The sequence below is a fragment of the Bythopirellula sp. genome (assembly GCF_041737835.1).
Taxonomy (GTDB): Bacteria; Planctomycetota; Planctomycetia; order Pirellulales; family Lacipirellulaceae; genus Bythopirellula.
The window spans coordinates 1-17,871 of sequence record NZ_JBGSQY010000027.1 but is presented as its reverse complement, the minus strand read 5'-3'; the positions used below and the strand labels follow the sequence as shown (position 1 = coordinate 17,871).

General features: G+C 54.1%; 17 protein-coding genes. 11 read left to right on the top strand and 6 right to left on the bottom strand.

Annotated elements, in window-relative coordinates; genetic code table 11:
- Window positions 1–3: 3 nt before the first annotated feature.
- The 8 genes from AC6T8Q_RS08250 (at window position 4) to AC6T8Q_RS08215 (ending at window position 6,035) form a co-directional block, all read left to right on the top strand.
- Window positions 4–633, top strand: coding sequence for an OmpA/MotB family protein (locus tag AC6T8Q_RS08250; RefSeq protein ID WP_500678621.1), 630 nt, complete (start codon window positions 4–6; stop codon window positions 631–633).
- Window positions 634–720: 87 nt separating this feature from the next.
- A complete protein-coding gene (locus AC6T8Q_RS08245) occupies window positions 721–1,332 on the top strand; it encodes a hypothetical protein (RefSeq protein ID WP_500678620.1) in 612 nt (203 codons plus the stop codon).
- Between the two features lie 97 nt (window positions 1,333–1,429).
- Window positions 1,430–2,011 (top strand): flagellar motor switch protein FliN, encoded by a 582-nt coding sequence (gene fliN, locus AC6T8Q_RS08240; RefSeq protein ID WP_500678619.1) that lies wholly within the window; start codon window positions 1,430–1,432, stop codon window positions 2,009–2,011.
- Between the two features lie 232 nt (window positions 2,012–2,243).
- Window positions 2,244–2,981, top strand: coding sequence for a flagellar biosynthetic protein FliO (locus AC6T8Q_RS08235; protein ID WP_500678618.1), 738 nt, complete (start codon window positions 2,244–2,246; stop codon window positions 2,979–2,981).
- A gap of 10 nt (window positions 2,982–2,991) precedes the next feature.
- Window positions 2,992–3,846 (top strand): flagellar type III secretion system pore protein FliP, encoded by an 855-nt coding sequence (gene fliP / locus AC6T8Q_RS08230; protein WP_500678617.1) that lies wholly within the window; start codon window positions 2,992–2,994, stop codon window positions 3,844–3,846.
- Window positions 3,847–3,852: 6 nt separating this feature from the next.
- On the top strand, window positions 3,853–4,119 hold the full coding sequence (gene fliQ, locus AC6T8Q_RS08225; RefSeq protein ID WP_500678616.1) for a flagellar biosynthesis protein FliQ: 267 nt from the start codon (window positions 3,853–3,855) through the stop codon (window positions 4,117–4,119).
- 21 nt (window positions 4,120–4,140) lie between these two features.
- A complete protein-coding gene (gene fliR, locus AC6T8Q_RS08220) occupies window positions 4,141–4,932 on the top strand; it encodes a flagellar biosynthetic protein FliR (protein ID WP_500678615.1) in 792 nt (263 codons plus the stop codon).
- Window positions 4,933–4,949: 17 nt separating this feature from the next.
- The gene (locus AC6T8Q_RS08215; RefSeq protein WP_500678614.1) at window positions 4,950–6,035 is read left to right on the top strand and encodes an EscU/YscU/HrcU family type III secretion system export apparatus switch protein; all 1,086 of its coding nucleotides are present in this window, start codon (window positions 4,950–4,952) and stop codon (window positions 6,033–6,035) included.
- Window positions 6,036–6,469: 434 nt separating this feature from the next.
- Here AC6T8Q_RS08215 and AC6T8Q_RS08210 read toward each other — a convergent pair whose 3' ends face one another.
- The 6 genes from AC6T8Q_RS08210 to AC6T8Q_RS08185 all read right to left on the bottom strand — a co-directional run bounded on the left by AC6T8Q_RS08210 (window position 6,470) and on the right by AC6T8Q_RS08185 (window position 13,732).
- Window positions 6,470–7,513: a 3'-5' exoribonuclease YhaM family protein gene (locus AC6T8Q_RS08210; RefSeq protein ID WP_500678613.1), complete on the bottom strand. Its 1,044-nt coding sequence runs from the start codon at window positions 7,511–7,513 to the stop codon at window positions 6,470–6,472.
- Window positions 7,514–7,587: 74 nt separating this feature from the next.
- Window positions 7,588–8,079 (bottom strand): ExbD/TolR family protein, encoded by a 492-nt coding sequence (locus AC6T8Q_RS08205; protein ID WP_500678612.1) that lies wholly within the window; start codon window positions 8,077–8,079, stop codon window positions 7,588–7,590.
- Between the two features lie 54 nt (window positions 8,080–8,133).
- On the bottom strand, window positions 8,134–8,598 hold the full coding sequence (locus AC6T8Q_RS08200) for an ExbD/TolR family protein (protein ID WP_500678611.1): 465 nt from the start codon (window positions 8,596–8,598) through the stop codon (window positions 8,134–8,136).
- A 24-nt stretch (window positions 8,599–8,622) separates the two neighbouring features.
- Entirely contained in the window at window positions 8,623–9,399 is a 777-nt protein-coding gene (locus AC6T8Q_RS08195; RefSeq protein WP_500678610.1) for a MotA/TolQ/ExbB proton channel family protein, read from the bottom strand.
- A gap of 146 nt (window positions 9,400–9,545) precedes the next feature.
- Window positions 9,546–10,577: a tetratricopeptide repeat protein gene (locus tag AC6T8Q_RS08190; RefSeq protein ID WP_500678609.1), complete on the bottom strand. Its 1,032-nt coding sequence runs from the start codon at window positions 10,575–10,577 to the stop codon at window positions 9,546–9,548.
- Window positions 10,574–13,732, bottom strand: coding sequence for a hypothetical protein (locus AC6T8Q_RS08185; protein WP_500678608.1), 3,159 nt, complete (start codon window positions 13,730–13,732; stop codon window positions 10,574–10,576). Before AC6T8Q_RS08185 ends, AC6T8Q_RS08190 begins: the two co-directional genes overlap by 4 nt.
- 175 nt (window positions 13,733–13,907) lie before the next feature.
- On the opposite strand from AC6T8Q_RS08185, the gene AC6T8Q_RS08180 reads away from it, so the two are divergent.
- From AC6T8Q_RS08180 to AC6T8Q_RS08170, 3 genes are read left to right on the top strand one after another with little or no spacing between them, the layout of a single operon-like run.
- A complete protein-coding gene (locus tag AC6T8Q_RS08180; RefSeq protein ID WP_500678607.1) occupies window positions 13,908–14,903 on the top strand; it encodes a hypothetical protein in 996 nt (331 codons plus the stop codon).
- On the top strand, window positions 14,900–16,255 hold the full coding sequence (locus AC6T8Q_RS08175) for a hypothetical protein (protein ID WP_500678606.1): 1,356 nt from the start codon (window positions 14,900–14,902) through the stop codon (window positions 16,253–16,255). Before AC6T8Q_RS08180 ends, AC6T8Q_RS08175 begins: the two co-directional genes overlap by 4 nt.
- Before the next feature lie 6 nt (window positions 16,256–16,261).
- On the top strand, window positions 16,262–17,410 hold the full coding sequence (locus AC6T8Q_RS08170) for a sulfotransferase family protein (protein WP_500678605.1): 1,149 nt from the start codon (window positions 16,262–16,264) through the stop codon (window positions 17,408–17,410).
- Window positions 17,411–17,871 lie beyond the last annotated feature (461 nt).

Here is a 17,871-nt window from a genome sequence, read left to right as displayed (position 1 = left end):
TTGATGCACACATTTGAATTTGAAGAAGAACCAACCCACTCCGTCCCGGAATGGTTCGTCACGTTTGCCGACATGATGTCGTTGCTCTTGGCGTTCTTTATCATGCTCGTGTCGATGAGCAATTTTGAATCCCCCAAGCAGTTTCAATCGCTTGTCACTTTGCTCCAAGAGCAGTTCGGCCATAACCCCGCACACGGCGAGTCGGAGAAAAATCTCGTCGTGGCGGCTCAAGGGGACGACATCCCCGACGCCCTTCAGCAAGACGATACGCTTCCCGGTGGCATCTTCCTGTTTGAGGAATCAGCAACCGAGCTTACCGAAGCAAACAAACGAGCCCTGCACCAAATCGCACGGCAACTCAACGCTTCCGAAGTTCGCATCGAGATCCGTGGCCATGCCACTCAGATAACTATTGATCCCCACAGCGGTATTCGTGACGTCTGGGACCTTGCCGACCGTCGCTGCCACAGCACGATGAAGTTCCTGGTCGAGCAAGGCATCAATCCCAACCGCATCCGCTTGGCCAATGCGGGGATGAGCGAACCACTCTACAACGGCGCAGACGTGCTGCGACTTCGCGAGAATTCCCGGGTAGAAATTCGCTTGCTTGAGGAGGATTCGGACCGGTTGTAACGATTCCGCCGACGGTCAGAAAGCGTGCAAAATCATGACCTACAATTGCGCGTAATTCAGTGAACGTGATTTCTCGAAGGATTAGACATGTCTGCTGCGACTGCTGCCCATCCTGCGCCCCAAGCGGAAGCACCTGCCGTCAAAAAGCCCGGCTTCATGACCCTCATCAAAGCCTTGGCCGTGGTCTCGGTTCTAGTGTTGTTGCAATTGGTAGGCGTTTCGATGTTAATGCCCTCGGCCAAGGAAACCACTGATATCGCCGAGAAGCTCGTCGCTGCCGATGCCGTCCAAGAAGCCGAGGAAGCGGACGCACACGCCGCAGTCGCGGCCGCGGATGCAGAAATCGACGCCGACGCCCACGGCGCTCCAGGCTCGCACGACATGCGCGAAGTTAAGCTCGGCAGCTATCACGTCGTGACGTTCAATACCGACACCGGCACAAGTTTGAATATCGACTTCGAACTTTATGGCACGGTGCTAGCAAAAGAAGAGCCAGAATTCAGTCACTTATACGAAGCCAATCAGGTTCGTCTGCGGGAACAGATTCTCGTAACCGTCCGCGCGGCCGAAGTCGCCGATCTGAGCGATCCGGACTTGGGCTTGCTGAAACGCCAAATTTTAGAGAAAACGAATCGCACTCTCGGCAAGCCGCTGCTGAACGAAGCAATCTTCAGTAAGTTTTCGTTTATCGAACGGTAAATCTGCCGATACCGATAAAGGCGACTCAGTTCGCCAAGCTTATTTCGCATGATGCACGCAGGACGCGTGCTAGCATACCGCGTTTGGAAGGATTCCCATGGCGGACGACTCGAAAAAAGTCAATCAAAACGAAATCGAAGAACTGCTGCGCCAAGCGAATCCAGCGCCAAGCCAGTCCGTCGATCAGTCGGATATCGACGCTCTGCTCGGAGCGGGTGCTCCAGCCGCTGCTCCGCCCGTGAAACCCTCGGTCAGTGCCAAGCCTACCGTTGGCTATGAGGGAGTTTCCCAAGACGACATCGAATTGCTACTCAACAAAGCCGAGGAAGCACTGGCTTCGCTTGATTCAGGCAAAGATTCGATGCAGCCCCTTCCTGTAGGCATGCGAACCTTTGAATTCGAAAAATTCCGCGGCTCGTCGGCCAATTCCGATGCTGCCACGCTCGAACTCATGCGCGACGTGCAACTCGATATGACGGTCGAGCTTGGGCGCACGCACATGCACTTGGAAGACGTGCTGCAACTCCGCAAAGGGGCCGTCGTGCCTCTGGATAAGCTCGCCGGTGATCCGGCTGATATTTTCGTCAACGGCCGGCTGATCGCCCGCGGCGAAGTCTTGGTCTTGAACGACAACTTCTGCATTCGCGTCGCCGAATTGATCGTCGGTGAAGCCGCTTAAATGCCTTGCTAGCACCGCCTAGCGAGTGCCTGCAACACGCAACTGATCTGGCTGATTTCCACGGCGATTTCTATAAGCCCCACTGCGTTTATGGGTGCATTGCTGCCTTATCTTGTGGGTGCCACTGCTGGCTTGCCCAGCAGTGCTTCATCAGCCTTCCAGTCAATTGCGAACGATCATGATCCTTCAGCGGATGTTTATCGCTTCCTGCGTGCTTGTCATGTTGCTCACGATGAGCACAGCATCCCTCCGCGCGCAACAAGAATCTGATCCCAACGTCCTGTTCTCATTCGATCGCAAAGAGGCCGAACCACAAACCACGGCCGCACCCCTTCCCGCCGCGGCTGAAACCAATCTCAGTCTTGAACAAGCGCCCCCTGCCCCGCTTCCTGAAACAATAATTCGCCACGATCCAGCCGTGATCCCAACGTCAACGACGACACCCGCGATAACCGAACCACCCAAAGATGTGCGCCGTCTCGCGCCCCTTTCACGGGCCGATCTGTTGCCCGCTGTCCCTGGCGAGAAGCCACGTACCAGCCAACTCCCTTTTCAGCTTCCCCAGTTTGGTTCACTTGGCACCGCCGGAGCAGGCTTGGTCCTTGTCGTAGGATTATTCCTGCTGTGCTTGACTCTGATGCGCCGCAGCGGTCCGAACCCCATGTCTCCGTTGCCACGTGACGCCGTGGCGATGTTGGGACGCATTCCACTCACTCCCAAGCAATTCGCCCATTTGCTGCAAGTCGGCAATAAGCTCGTCCTTATTTCCATTTCCGGCGACCGGACCGACACGATTACCGAAGTGACCGAACCGGCGGAAGTTGAACGCTTGCTCGCCCTCTGCATGAAGGGGAACAAGCAAAGTACGTCGGTCGAATTCCAACGCATGCTGCAACAAATGGCCAAGGAACCCACGCGCGGTTTTCTCGGCAAAGAAGCCGCAACCTACGCACGCACCGCACGCGGATAGTTTAATTTTCATGGATCTTCGCACGGCAATTCGCTCGCTTGTACTCATCACTGCCTTTGTGGCGGTGGGTGATCATGCGCTTGCGCAAACAGCCGCAAGTCCCTCGGCGCTGGCCGGTCCCAATTTTCTGCCGGGCAATCTGGGAGGTCCTCAGGAATGGACCAGTCCTGAAGGATTGACTTCTTCGATTCAGATCATGCTGCTGCTCACCGTGGTGAGCTTAGCCCCTGCCCTGTTGCTGATGACCACCAGTTTTGTCCGTATCTTGGTCGTCCTCGGCCTGATGCGACAAGCCATCGGCACGCAGCAGCTTCCTCCCAGCCAAGTCATCACTTCCATTGCGCTCTTCATGACGCTGTTGGTGATGAGCCCCGTTTGGACGGCCGTCTACAACGATGCGATCAAGCCCTACACCGACAAAGAAATCGGCATGGAAGAAGCTTGGAACCGTGGCACCGAGCCGATTCGTAAGTTCATGGCCGATCAGATTGTTCGCACCGAAAACGACGACGATGTCTATTTGTTCTTGCGTTACATGCCCGAGGAAATCAATCCCGAGACCGGCGAGTATCCCGACTACGTTTATTACGGTGCCACGGGCGAAGAAAAGAACGTCCCGCTGCAAGCCTTGCTGCCAGCTTACATGCTCAGCGAGTTGAAAACGGCGTTTTTGATTGGCTTTCAAGTTTATCTGCCGTTTGTGATTCTCGACATCGTGGTGGCCTGCGTGACCATCTCCATGGGCATGCTGATGTTGCCTCCCGTGCTGATTTCGTTGCCTTTCAAGCTTCTGTTGTTCGTGCTGGTCGATGGCTGGCGGTTGGTCGTGGAAATGTTGCTCGATAGCTTTTTCGTGCTGGGATAATCAATCATGGATCCACAACAAGCCATCGATCTCAGCCGCGAGGCGCTCTATATCGCCATGCTCATCGCCGCACCAATTTTACTGGCGGGCATGATCGTGGGCCTCATCATTGGTTTGATGCAGGCGCTTACGCAAATTCAAGAACAAACGGTTGCGTTCGTGCCGAAACTGATCGCTATGGCGGTCGCGCTGGCACTCTCGCTCCCCTGGGTGCTGTCGCAACTTGTGAGTTATTCCGAACGGCTGATTTCGAACATCCCTAACACGCTGTAGCGGCGTCCCCCGCGATTTGTCATGACGTTGCTGGAAAAGCTGCTGCTCGTTCACTTAGGCACCTACACGCTGGTGCTCGGCCGCGTTGGGGCACTCATCATGACCGCCCCCATCTTCGGCAATCGCTCGATGCCGCTCCAAGGCCGGGCGCTCATCGCCCTCATGATTTCATTGTTGGTCACGCCTCTACTAGCTAAGCATTCGACCGTCGATATGGGTAACTTGCCGGTTTTCGCCAAGCATTTGCTGAGCGAAGTCCTCATCGGCATGCTCTTCGGCGTGGGAATCACGATCCTCCTCAACGGGATTCAAATCACCGGCCAAATCATCAGCCAACTCGGTGGCACGGCGATCGCCGAAGCCTTCGATCCCGAACTGGAAGAAAGTGTATCCGTCTATTCGCAGTTCTTTTTCTTTCTCACACTCACCATGTTTGTGCTGCTCGACGGTCATCGCCTTACGATGGATGCCCTGCTCGAATCCTTTCACACCTTGCCGCCGGGTGAAGCCAATCTCGGCTCCGACTATGTGAACGCCCTCACCATCTTGATGGGACAAAGCTTCGCGCTTGGCCTCCGCGCCGCGGCACCCGCGATGACCGCGTTACTCTTAGCAACGCTGGTGCTCGGTCTCATTGGCCGCACGCTCCCCCAAATCAACATCCTCGCCGTCGGCTTCGGCGTCAACTCGCTGTTATCGCTCGGCTGTTTGTTTACGTCCGTCGGTGTGATCGCCTGGGCCTTCCCTCAACAAACGGGCACAGCCCTCGACGTTTTGAAGTCCGCACTCACACCCGCTTCCCCCGCCCCTTAAATCGGTAGTAACGGAACATGGCCGAAGAGTCGGGCGAAAAAACACAAGACCCCACCCAGCATCGCCGCGATGAAGCGCGTAAGCAGGGTCAAGTCGTACACAGCCAGGACCTCGGATCGGCGGCGCTGCTGATCATCGGAGTGATGTTACTTCGCTCGTGGGGCGGTGCCGCGGTGGACCTCGCTGGTGGCTTCCTCCGCCATCAGCTCGGCGACGTGCATCAACTCACACTTCATAGCACCGACTGGATTAGCGAGTCACAATTCTTATTGAGCACTTGGGGCGCCGTATTGCTTCCCATTCTCGGACTCTTGGCGCTGGCTGGCGCTATGTCGAGCATCTTCCAAACGGGGTTCATGTTTGTCCCCGATCGCCTTTCTCCCGACATCAGCCGCCTCAGCCCTTTGAGCGGCCTCAAACGCATTCTTTCTATCTCAGGCGCGGTGAAACTTGGCTTCGGCATGTTTAAGATCACCATCGTTTCGGTCGTTGCGGCGGTTGTCGTTTACCAACGCTACGCCCAAGTGCTGTACTCCAACGATTTCGACACAGCCGAACTGGGCGTCTTCCTCATCGACATTTTGCTGTCGACTGCCTATTGGGTGGGCATTGCCTTGTTCGTGCTCGCGATCTTCGATTACGCGTTTCAGAAATGGAAACACGAGCAAGACCTCAAAATGACCCATCGCGAGGTGCTCGATGAAATGAAGAACATGCAGGGCGATCCGCAGATCATCGCCCGCCGTCGCGCCGTGCAGCGGCAAATGGCCCTCAATCGCGTTGGCGACAAAGTTCCCAAGGCCGACGTGATCGTGACAAACCCGACCGAGCTCGCCGTGGCGATTCAATACAAGCCCGACGAGATGCGCGCCCCCGTCGTCGTCGCCAAAGGGGCCGGAGTGATCGCCCAGCGGATTCGCCGCTTAGCGCTCGAGAACAACATTCCCGTGATCGAACGCAAGCCGCTCGCGCAGTTGCTTTATAAAGAAGTCGAGGTGAACCACCCGATTCCAGATTCCAGTTACGCCGCCGTCGCCGAAGTGCTGGCCTACGTCTATCAACTCCAAGGCCGCAAGCTGCCAAAGCTCCCAAAGGCCGCATAGGGTTAGCCGGCATCGTCCCGATGCCGTAATGTTGTTCGAATCGCGACCCCGCAACTAATTTTATTTTTGGCTAGGCGATTTGGCCGCGCGGATGTGGTATGAAGGACCGTAGACAGTAGGACTGTGGACGATGGTCCCTGTAGGCCGGAACTGCGCGGAGCTTGTTCGCGGCCTACATTTGGATTCCCGCCTGCGCGGGAATGACAATCACCGCGCTCAGCGTAGTGTCGACGGCGAAGCTGCGCGCTAACACCAAAAAAATTAATCCCACACGAAAAAATAAAGCACTGACAAAATCAAAATAAACCCTGCCAAGTTGGAAGAGTTGGACAAGTTGGAAGTCTTGAAATGAGACAAGCGAAGACTTTCTGATTTGTGAATTATGATTTCTGATTGTTTACAATCATATATCATAATTCCTAAATCATAATTTCTCACTCCTCTTCCAAGCCGCCGCCGCGATAGATCTTCTGCCGCAGCGGGTTGCGAGTCGTCGTGAATGGTCCTTCGGCGTCGTCTTCGATCGCGAGAACCATCATGTGCAGCTTCGCGTCGAGATCGTCGGCATGGTGAACGATGAAAGCCTCAAGCGTCATCGGCGGTTTGGGGGAACCCCATTCCGGCAGACGCTGATGCGTGACGATGATGTGTTCCAAACGCAGGAGTTTTTCAGGATCGAGAGGGTAATGAAGCGCCGTTTCACGAACGATGTCGCGGCCTTGCAGAATGTGGCCGATCAAATTCCCGGAAGCCGTGTACTCGGCACCCGCGGGAGTGGTCGTCAATTCGCGGACCTTGCCGATGTCGTGCAGAATCCCGCCAGCGATGATGAGGCCCTTATCCAGCGGCGGCTGCAAATCGCGATACAAGTCGGTGTATTTTTCCGCGAAGTAAACGCACGATCTCGCCACATTCAGCACGTGTTCCAAAAACCCGCCCAAATGCGCGTGGTGGTGATACTTCGCCGCGGGCAACGTCAGCAAAATGCTTTGGTACTGTTTTAGGATTGATTGCACGAAGTTCGACAATTCTTCGTCGTCGATCATGTCCCGCGTGATGGCGATCAACTCTTCGTACATTTCCTGCGGATCGAAACGAGATGCCGGCAGGCACATGGCTGGAGTAAATCCATCGTTGGCGTCGGCGTCAATGACACCGCGAATTTTACGAATCTCCAATTGTGGCCCGTAGTTGGTTTCGCGATAAAGGGCACGCAGCTTATAGAACTCGCCGACGGTCCATTGTTCCTTGCAAACGGTCGCCCAACTGGTATCGCTCCAGATGGGGAAACTTACCTCACGCGTCGCGTCGCGAAACGTCACGCGGTAATAAGGCTTGCCGTCGCGAGTGGTCAGTTCTTCCTTAGCCGCCAGCAAAGCGAAGAAATCGGCTTCCTGGCCGTTGGTGAGTTCACCGAGCGGCACGATCGTGATCACGGCATCGCCGTTTTCGAACAAAGAAGATTGGGCTGTGCTCATGGGGGTGATTATACCTTCGGGGAAACGGTGAATGCGAGAGTCCGCGCCCGAAATTTTCGCCACGACACAGGGCCTCACTCACCCTGAGTCGCCAACGGCGAAAACCGCACCCGTTCCACGAGCTTATGCTGCTCACCGTTGTCGTCGACATAACCCGTGACGGCCGTGATCGCGTTCATGGCATAACGGTATTTCAAGTTGAAATCGGCGTCGATTTCGACTTCCTGATCCGAGGAACCAGGCCCCGCCGCGTCGCCGATCAGGCTGCGAATCTTAGATTGCAGTTGATAGAACGGGGCGTCACCCGCAATCGCCACGTCTCCCAATTGCACGCCGGCCAGTTGGCCGTTCTCGTCGGCCCGCAGCCGCACTTTCAAGAGCGGCGATTCGCTGGGCGTGCTGGCCGAGCTTTGCGGAGCCGACGGCATGCGGATGTTGAAATCCCCTTCGGGCAGCACGATCTTAAATGTAAAGACAAAGAACACCATCAACTGAAACACAATGTCGATCATCGGCGTCATCTGCACGAAGACTTCGTCATGGCGGCTGTGTCTGTTGAATTTCATAGCAACGATTCAAAAAGTGAAGCGCGAGAAACAAGAAGTTCCGAAAACGTCTTACTATCCGCCGCCGATCGTGCGGATTTCACTCTGCTTGCCGCGCAAGGCAAATCGCTCGAAGGCAAGTTTCTGGCAAGCCTGGATCACCTTCTGCACCATGCCAGTCTTTGCATCCTCGTCGGCACGGATAATGACCGTCACGTCGCCAATCTTCTTGTCGGTCAGCCGATTGATAATCTGTGTTTCTTTGAGAAGCTGAGATTGCAACGCGTCGAACGTCGTCAGTTCTTCCCCGCCATACACGAAATGATCGTCCTTGGTGAGATGAATTGTCAGCGGATAGTCGTAGGGAGCAACCGGTGGCTTGGCCAATTCGCTGGCCGGCAAAGTGACTCGCTGGTCTTGTTCAACGTCGTTAAAATTCAGTACGAACATGAAAAAGGAGATCAATTGGAAGGCGCAATCGATCATCGGGGTCATATCCCCTTCGACGATACCTTGCGGGCCTCTTCGCCTGATACGCATGGCGATTCTCTCCAGGACAAATGCTTAGGCCGACTTTTTGAAACGACTCATCATTTCTTCGCTCACGACGCCGATCTCCAACACATTCCGGGCAATTCTGTTTCGCAGGATGTTGAATGCCGCGATTGCCGGGATCGCCAACAGCAAGCCCACCAACGTCGTAAACAACGCGGTCGCAACCCCTTCGGCCAGCGACTGAGGATCAGGGGCACCGGTCGTGGTATTGGCGATCACCTTAAAAGACCTGATCATGCCGTCGACCGTTCCCAAAAGTCCCACCATCGGAGCAATCGACCCGATCAGGGCCAGATAGCTGAGCCGATGCTCGACCTTCATATTTTCTTCCTCACCGATATTTTGCATGGACTCGACGGCTGCTTCATATCCGGTGGAAACCTTGGCCATGCCGGCCGCCAGCACGTGACCCAAGAACGATTCGTCAGTTTTTGCCAAATCGTAAGCTTGTTGATATTGCTTGGCATCGATCAGTTTGTCGAAATCCTCAATGAGCAGACTCGGCACCATATTCGAGCGACGCGACGAGAGCGCGTTCATGATGATCAAAGCAACCAGCGAAAACGACATGCCCAGAAACGCGATGCCATACATCCATCCCAGCGATTGGGCGGCCCATTGCAAGTAGCTGATCTGCTCGACTTCGGCCTCTGCCACCGGAGCCGCATCTTCTTCAACGACCACTTCGGCTTCCTCCTGAGCCCTAAGAGTCGATGGCACGGAACAAACATGAAAGATCGCGACCAACAACAGCACGAAGAGACGAACCGAACGCAACATTGGCATGATTAACTGCTCCGCAATCCGAAAAGGATGCTCAAAAATATCGCTAGAAACTTCAATGTACTCTGGGGACCGTGCCGGGCCAACTCGGAATGCAACCGCTATGTCAAACTTTGCACCCCTACAATTCCCACAATCAACTCCTCTTATCATCTCGCCCAACGGCTTAGCGGATATTCGTCGCTTAACCGTTGCTGGGCATCCTGGGCTCGGGTCGGCTGACGCAGTGTTTTCCAGAGATCCGTCAGCCGAGCAAGAGCTTTGGCATGTTCAGACGAGGAAACATTGAACAAGAGATCGACGTGCAAAAAAGCCTCTCGGGCGCCCCGTTTGTTACCCGCCGCCAGTAAACAATCCCCTAAGGCGTTATAACCCTGAGCCAAAGCCTCGGTATCGTTGAGTGGAGTTTGCTGAATGACTTGCCTGATGACTGTAATTCCTTCGCCCACTTTGTCCGTGGCCGCCAGACTCACGGCCCGCCCCAAAGTCGCTTCCTTTTTCATGCCGTCGGCTAAAGTGTTTGTCCCCGCGGCAAGAAGAGAGCCTTCGAACTGGGCCAGGGCCTCCGTGTGGTTGCCTTGTTCTTGCAGGAGTTGCGCAATCAACAAGGCCGACCGCGATTTGTAATAAGGAGAAGGAGCTTTGGCCAAAGTTTCGTACTTTTTGCGAGCGAGATCCAAATCACCGGCGGCGCGGTACAGATCGCCATGCAACTCAATCGCCGCAGGAACATGGTAGCTCGTGCGTTGACCACTCAGAAAAGAGCCGATTTCATTGATCGATTTCTTAAGATCGCCCTTCCCGGCCAACGCTAGATTGGAGTTACAAGCCGCAGTGTAAAAATCGAGATCTTGAATTACTTCAGGACGCGTGACTTTCGTACGATCAATTTTTTGAAGCCGCTCCGCAGCCGTATCATAGCGGCCACGGCGATATTGTGTACGCACGCTATTAAGTTCTGGCGGTTCCTCGGCGTATTGAATGCTCTCGATCTCCTCAGCGGGGATTTTGCTGGTAACACCCCCTTTGGAAATCCTAACCCCTAGGGGTGTGACTGCCGTAATCTGCCCGGAATCGATGCCGCTCTCGCGCTGCACGCGATCCGTCGCTTGAGCGTGGAGTGCGACCGTTGAAAAGGAAACAATGACAACCGCGAGGCTAATTCTCGTGAGACTGCTCATTTCCCTGCCTCCTTCAACAAAACATTAACCTCTTTCAAGAGCGCCTCAAACTTTGCTTGCCAATCGGCGCCACCTAAATCTGGGTAAAGCTGCTTCAGGGCATTAATATTCTGACGTACAGCTTCAAGTTGCTTGGTTCTGCTCTCCACATCTGACAATTTCGCAGCTTGAAAACGTGTTTCGACGACATGATATCTAGCTGCGAAATAGAGTTCTTGAAATTTGTCTGCTGAGTCCTGATTCGGGGGCGTGTCACCTCGAGGATGCAAGGCTTGCCGCTTGGCAGCATCAGAAACGACGGCAATCTGCAGCCAGCCCCAAATCAAGTTCTTGCCGTTGGCTTGGGGGGTCATACCATGGATCGATTTCTCCAACGTCTTTTGATCTTTCGCGACGTTTCCCCAGGCCTGCAACGCAGCTGCGGTGTCTTGCTGCAATTCGAGCATGTTGGGCTTCTCTTGAAGAATCTTGGCATATTCTTCCACCGCCAAGGCAAATTTGCCCCGAGCTTGCAATGTTTCACCGAGCTTTTTTCTTACCGCCAAGGCGGCCAATTCATTGGGCGCGAAACTTGGGTCTTTGCCGATCTCGGCTAGTATCTTGCGATAGGCGTCTTCCGCTTGACTGAGATAGCGGTCAGCATCTTTGCCGCTCAGTCCGCTGCCCAGTTGCAAACTGGTCTGAGCAAGCCAATTCTGCACGGCCCAGCTTTTCGAGTCGCCGCGTTGTGCCACTCGTTCGAGCAGGCTTGAAAATGCCGCGGCAACGCCCGCTGCTTTTGCTTTCTCTCCGGCAGCGGTGAGCTGCTTGATTTGATCTTGAAGCTGCAATCCTAAAGTCACATAAATTCCCGTAAGTTGCTTGCTAGCCTGTGGGGAATCGCCGGTGATCTTTTCCAATTGCTCCATCATGGCGATGGCATCATCAGTCCTTGGAGGGTCCACAGAAACATACGACCGCAGTGCCGCCTTACTTGCTTCTAAAGCAAAGGCCCGTCCTTTCTCGTCCTTGCCCCCCCGTTTGATCACACTCAAAGGACCAATCGAAGGATTCTCTAACACCTCAATAGCTTTGGCAGAGTCTCCACTGGCTAACAGAAACTGGACGTAATACAGCACTGCTGCGGCTTGAGCAGTCGTGACATCCGAGGATTTGGCAAACGCTTCATAACCCGCTGAGAGCAGCTTTCCTGCCCGATTCTTGAGACCTTCGATTTGCGCAATTGTCTGATTGGGTGATTTGGAAGCTTTCTGGAGGTACTGACTCCATAATGAACCGCCCAAACTCAGCCCCGCCGCTCCTCGGGACTCTTCAGGCAATTCATTGAGTAGACGGTCAGCTTCATTGAATTCGTTCTTTTGAATCGCAAGGGAGATCAGCAATTCTGTGGCATTGGTCGCTGCTTCGGTATCGTTCCAGCGCTCGATAATCAGTTCGGCGATACTACGAAGCTTATCTGCATAGACATCGGCATCGGGCGCATTGGCTTGCTTCGCTTCCAAGTAAAGCCGTTCATACGCACCGAGCGCGACTCGGGCGGCCGTGGGTGCATATTGAGTCTCGGCATGTTCGTCGGTAATGAGCTGGCCTAATTCAGCAGCCTGCTGGCTCTTGCCGGTGTCCCAGTACAGCCAACATAAGTAATAACGTGCCGCCGCAGCATCATCCTGGGAGATCTTTTCATCGATAAACGGCAAGGCTTGTTGCAGGTAATCGATCGCTTGTTGTCGACTTGCCGAGACTTGGTCTTCAATATCGGCCACGCCTTCAGGATTGTTGTCCTTTGCAAGATTGACAGCCATCTGAGCTGAAGACATTCGCTCAAGTGCCGCCTTGCCAGCCGAAAACGCATCTGCGAAACCTGTCACCTCTACTTGGCTGGAATCTTCGTTCCCCGATAGAGCTAATGCGGTCCGTGCATCATCCTGAAATTCACTAGGATGGCGCGTCACTTCGCGGAAGAGTTTTCGAGCATCTGTCCTGAGACGACTGGCATCTTCGCCGCCAGGGTCCTTGCTCGCCTTGGCGGAGTAAGCCGTTGCCAATTGATATTCAACCGCCAACCATTCGGGCTGTTTCAGCTCATCAGAACTCGCCTGATTGAGCCATTCGCTACATTCCTCGATCGCCTTGTAATATTCCCCTTCGGCCAAATAGCATTCGGCGCGATACCGGTACGCACGAGAGACAAGTTTGCGAAAATCCGCCTGGCCGACGGGCTGATTGACGAGCTCGCCAAATGTCTTGAGGGCCTTATTCAACTCCCCAGCAGCCTGATAACAGCGCCCTTCATAAAGCACTGCATAGAAACCGACCAGCTTGTTTTCATAGTCTTTACGCAGCTTTGCAAACGATGCCGCAGCAGTATCAAGTGCTAGTTCTCGTTCCGGAGCATCGATGGGATAAGCTCGCGAGATTTCAAACTTTAGATTCGCCGCCAGAAAACGTCCCTCGGCTTGCTTGGCTAGCAGGTCTTGTTTAAGTGCCGCGGCACCCTTGTCGGCCTGAAGTTCTGCTCCGCGAGGAAGTTGAGACAATTGGTCGTCGATACTCGTCAACAGTTGATTCACCGCCGCCGCCGCTTGCTCAATATTCTCACGAGCGCTAGCGCGAAGCGATTCTTGTTCTGCCGTCGCTTCCTTGGGTAGCCGATCGGCCTTGTTGAGCGTTGCCAGCGCTTGCTCGGTGAGCATGTTGCCCACTTGGCTCAAGGCGGAAATGTATTGGGGAGAGCCAGAATGCTCTTTGGCAAACTTTTGAAAACCTTCGACCGCTTGTTGCAGTAAATTCTGGCGTTCATTTTCTCCCACCGCTTGACGAGCCATAGCCGCTCGCGTTACGGCCAGATGATAGTCGCGGTCAGCTAGAAATTCTTGTGTTGTGAGCGGATCATCTTCAGCCTGCTCGAGGTAGTCGATGGCCACGTCATTCCAACCCCGCTCGCGCAACTTCTCCAGAAAACGCGTGGGAATGTCGGCCTCGGGGGCTTTTTTGTCTTGCCCCCAAGCAACAGAAGTGGTGACAACGATCACCCACACCACAAGATACGCACAGAGTTTCCACCCGACCTTGCTACGCTCGGCAAGCAAGGAACTCAAATAGAGGACGGCGCATTCGTGCAACGAACCAGCGTGGGCCCGACTATCACGCGGCATGTCTGGTGGATCCGAGGGGAGTTCTTCTGTTCCGGCAGAATAAGTTATTTTACACAATGTTCAGGCCGGGAACAGCAGCCCCGGCGGCAAGGAAACGGGTAAACTATGCCGAATAGAACGATTATAAGGCTTGATTGCTCCCGGCCGAACTAGCCAACTACACTTAATATTGATCATGACAAGTTTGAAATCCGCCACTAAAGGAAAAGCACTTTTGCTGAGATTTGGCTCACCTATTGAACAACAACGACGAAGCCGTGGCCCGGTGCGCGAGCGTTGGCGGTTGTGGATGCTGTTCGCGGCTGCTTGTCTGGTCGTTGTCTTCATGCGTTTTCTTCAGGAGCCCCAAACCGTCGAAAAGTTTGACTCGTTATTTACACCCTCAGTCCAAAAAGAACCGACAAGTCCATCTTCTCACGGTTCAAATGTCGAACCTGAAGTGGCGATCTTAGCCTCCACGTCTACCGAATCGAGCCAGCCACAAACGGCCCCTGTGGTTAATTCTTCCAAGTCAACCGCTGTTGATTTGTCAGCCGTGAAGGACAATACCTATTTCCGTGTGGAAGAGAATGCCGCGTGGTTTGCGACCCTTAAACATCTTCAAACATTGTCTTCAAAAAATCTCAAGCAAGAATCCCTCGGTGAAATCACTTACGCCCAATTCATCAAGCAACCAGACACTTACCGCGGTAAAGTCGTTACTATTACTGGCACGGCCATGCGCGAGGAAACGATCAAAGCTCCAACCAATGACATCGGGATCGATGAATATCATCGTCTTGTCATTCGACCAACGGGCGGCGGTGTTTGGCCGTTGGTTGTTTATAGTTTGAACCTGCCTGCAAAATTTCCACGCGGTGACGACATCCATGCCGACTTGCACGTTGACGGTATCTTCTTCAAAAACTGGTCGTATGCCTGGCAAGACGGGCTAGGCCTCGCGCCGGTGATTTTAGCTAGTAACGTCAACTGGCAACCTCCCACAGTTGTCCCGATCAAACGGCAAAACGTGAACTGGCAAAATATTGTGGCCGCAATTGTTATCGGCGCTGCGATAGCATCATTCGTCGGCTGGTTCGTCTGGCGGCAATCTCGTCGTCCTACTTCTTCTCTTGGTAAGCAAAACATCATTATTAAACTCCCCCCCGAGATCACAGAGGCCGAGCGATGAAATCATTCCGCCTCTTTACTGCACTACTTTTTCTAGTCGTGGTCGCCAGCCATTGCTCAGCCCAAACAGGCTCAACAAAGAATGGCTTCCGCGGCTTGCTCGAAATCGTCGATATCGGTCCAGACGATCTCACCGGCATCTCAGCCAACGAACCAAGCGAACCAAACTGGAAGACAATCTCGCAAATTGTCTCGCGACTCGAACAACATCGAAACGAGCTACCCAGCTGGATTCTGACAAATCAAGAATTTGCTCCTGAAAACGTTGGTGAACTGTTTGAAGTCTCCGGAACCGTTGAAACGATCGAACCTCTATCTTTGCCCAGCAAACTCGCCGAACAATCGGACATCAAAACTCTCTTTCGTTGTCGTTTGAAACTCTCTGATAATAACAGCATCGATCTGTTAACAACTCGCGTGCCCAAGCGCTGGAACCTTACCGAACCCCTTGCCGAAGCGGTGTCGTTTCAAGGCGTGCTGCTCAATACCGGTGAAGTGCCCCTTTTCTTGACGACCCATCTCGCTTGGTTTCCCACGAGCGGCCTGCCGGATGGCAAATTGTTGCTCGCCCGCTTTGGCATGGATGCATCGTTGTGGGATGACGTCGTGCAAGGGAGTTCGTTCATCTCTCCGGAACAAGGCCGCGAGGCACAAGCGTTTTATACTTGTCTCGCGATATTGCAAAAAATTCCCACCAGCGAACTCGCACGAGAAACGCTGGCCAGCATTGCTCGGCAAGTTGCACTCAGCAAATCGCCCGACTCGAAGCGCAGTGCGGCGTTGACAACTGCTATCAATAAACAAGCAGACCTCGGTTTGTCGTCGGTCGCACCACTTTTTTTGGAGCCCCGCCAAGTGGTGGGTGAATTGGTGCGTCTCGAAGGAACCGCTCGTCGTGCGGTACGGATATCCGTAAGCGACGAGGAACAACTTGCCGTAGGACAGCCAATCAGCGAGTACTACGAACTCGAAGTTTTTACGCCCGATTCGCAAAACTTGCCGGTCGTTTGCTGCGTGACACAAATGCCAGCAGATTTTCCCACGGGCGACGCGATTCGCGCGGGAGTGCGGTTCGACGGCGTCTTTTTCAAGGGCTGGCGGTATCGTTCGCGGAAAGTCGTCGAAGGCCCAGGGGAGACAGAGGCCCAGCAACAGCGTTATACTCCTATCATACTGGCGGCTTCGGTCACGTGGCTTAAACAACCCTCCGCGCAGCCGAGCCTTTGGGGCTTGGTCGTGGGAGGCTGTCTTTTCGCGGCGATGATTTTTGGCCTCGCGAGAATGTTCGTTTCCCAGCGACGCGCTTCCCCAACACGTCTGCCCGATAAACTTCCCGACTTTCAAGATCAGTAAGTAGCGATGAGCGTGATCTCCGAACGACTGTCCGCTCCTCGCAATAAGCGAGTCGTCAAGAATCCCGTGCCGTGGTACACACCCCGCTTCTGGCACGGGATGTGTTTCTCGACGTGGATGAAAACACTCGCTCGCAATGATTTCAACGTCGGCTTGTGCAAGTTGCACACGGCGCTGAGCATCACCGGCGTCACATTTATCAACAGCGCGCTGGCCACGCTCGATCACCTGATTTACTCTCGGCGGATCGCAAAAGTCGATCTCGCTCAGCCGCCGTTGTTCATCCTTGGGCATTGGCGCTCCGGAACAACGTTCCTGCACGAGCTTTTGATTCGCGACCCACGGCATACTTTCCCTGGCACCTACCAGTGCTTCGTCCCCCATCATTTTGTGCTTACCGAAAGTTGGCTTGCGCCCCTCACGAGCATCCTCATCCCCAAACGGCGTCCCATGGACAACATGGCCGCGGGTTGGAAGCGTCCTCAAGAAGACGAGTTTGCTTTGTGCAACCTGGGTGTTCCAACGCCCTATTTGTCGATGCTCTTTCCCAAGCGCGGCCCTGCCGATGAAGAGTATCTCGATCTGCACAACCTCACCGATGCCCAGCGCGAAGATTGGTGCGCTGCCCTGCATAACTTCTTCCGCCGCGTGACTTATCGCGATCCTCGCCGGATCGTGGTGAAGTCGCCGCCGCACACGGCACGGGTCCGCACGCTGCGGCAGCTATATCCGCAAGCCAAATTCGTGCATATCGTGCGTGATCCTTATGAAGTGTTTATCTCGACCATTGGTTTGTGGAAATCGCTCAACGAAGTTCAACGCGTGCAGGCTTTGGGTGATGAATTGTGGCTCGATGAATTTGTGCTGAGCACTTTCGAGCGAATGTACGCGGCTTATAATGCCGACCGCGAATTGCTCGCATGCAATCAACTCATCGAATTGAAGTACGAGGACCTGGTGAAAAACCCGTTGGAGTCGGTTCGTACGGTTTACGAACAGCTGGAGCTCGACGACTTTTCACAGATCGAACCGTCTCTGCAAAAACATTTGGCCGAAGTCAAAAACTATCGGCCTAATCAATACGATTTGCCCGAGGAACAACGTCAGGTCATTCGCGAGCGCTGGGCCGACTACATCGCGCGGTATGGGTACTGACGAACGGATCGCCATCGCCCGCTGGTCAAGACGTCCAACTTTTCCAACTCTTCCAACTTGTCCGGGTTTATTTCGATTTGTCATGAATCATTGTTTTTTAAATCCAGTGTGGTACGAGTCTCCGACTCGTAATTATTAATCTGGCTAACAGTATCTCTTCAGGTTTGCCAGCTTTGCGAGGTTTGCTTGGTTTGCGGCCTCTTAAATGTTGCAAAGCAAATTGGGAGGACTGTAGATGTAGGCCGTGAACAAGCTCCGCGCAGTTCCGGCACCTATTGCTCTGTGCCGCTTCGTACCGGAACTGCGCACAGCTTGTTCCGGCCTACGAAAAACCATCGTCCACAGTCCTACTGTCTACGATCTTTCTTACCACATCCGCGCGGCCATTTCAGCAACAAAATTTGGCCGGCGAGCCGTAAGCGTTAGCGCCCGGAGTTTTTAACGCTTCTATAACTCCGGGC

Bases quoted from the DNA above. Each gene is read 5' to 3' on its own strand.
- AC6T8Q_RS08245 (WP_500678620.1), top strand. From the start codon at position 721: ATGTCTGCTGCGACTGCTGCCCATCCTGCGCCCCAAGCGGAAGCACCT.
- AC6T8Q_RS08180 (WP_500678607.1), top strand. From the start codon at position 13,908: ATGACAAGTTTGAAATCCGCCACTAAAGGAAAAGCACTTTTGCTGAGA.
- AC6T8Q_RS08235 (WP_500678618.1), top strand. From the start codon at position 2,244: ATGAGCACAGCATCCCTCCGCGCGCAACAAGAATCTGATCCCAACGTC.
- AC6T8Q_RS08195 (WP_500678610.1), bottom strand. From the start codon at position 9,399: ATGCCAATGTTGCGTTCGGTTCGTCTCTTCGTGCTGTTGTTGGTCGCG.
- AC6T8Q_RS08185 (WP_500678608.1), bottom strand. From the start codon at position 13,732: ATGCCGCGTGATAGTCGGGCCCACGCTGGTTCGTTGCACGAATGCGCC.
- AC6T8Q_RS08205 (WP_500678612.1), bottom strand. From the start codon at position 8,079: ATGAAATTCAACAGACACAGCCGCCATGACGAAGTCTTCGTGCAGATG.
- AC6T8Q_RS08190 (WP_500678609.1), bottom strand. From the start codon at position 10,577: ATGAGCAGTCTCACGAGAATTAGCCTCGCGGTTGTCATTGTTTCCTTT.
- AC6T8Q_RS08170 (WP_500678605.1), top strand. From the start codon at position 16,262: ATGAGCGTGATCTCCGAACGACTGTCCGCTCCTCGCAATAAGCGAGTC.
- fliR (WP_500678615.1), top strand. From the start codon at position 4,141: ATGACGTTGCTGGAAAAGCTGCTGCTCGTTCACTTAGGCACCTACACG.
- fliQ (WP_500678616.1), top strand. From the start codon at position 3,853: ATGGATCCACAACAAGCCATCGATCTCAGCCGCGAGGCGCTCTATATC.
- AC6T8Q_RS08200 (WP_500678611.1), bottom strand. From the start codon at position 8,598: ATGCGTATCAGGCGAAGAGGCCCGCAAGGTATCGTCGAAGGGGATATG.
- fliN (WP_500678619.1), top strand. From the start codon at position 1,430: ATGGCGGACGACTCGAAAAAAGTCAATCAAAACGAAATCGAAGAACTG.
- AC6T8Q_RS08210 (WP_500678613.1), bottom strand. From the start codon at position 7,513: ATGAGCACAGCCCAATCTTCTTTGTTCGAAAACGGCGATGCCGTGATC.
- AC6T8Q_RS08250 (WP_500678621.1), top strand. From the start codon at position 4: ATGCACACATTTGAATTTGAAGAAGAACCAACCCACTCCGTCCCGGAA.
- AC6T8Q_RS08175 (WP_500678606.1), top strand. From the start codon at position 14,900: ATGAAATCATTCCGCCTCTTTACTGCACTACTTTTTCTAGTCGTGGTC.
- AC6T8Q_RS08215 (WP_500678614.1), top strand. From the start codon at position 4,950: ATGGCCGAAGAGTCGGGCGAAAAAACACAAGACCCCACCCAGCATCGC.
- fliP (WP_500678617.1), top strand. From the start codon at position 2,992: ATGGATCTTCGCACGGCAATTCGCTCGCTTGTACTCATCACTGCCTTT.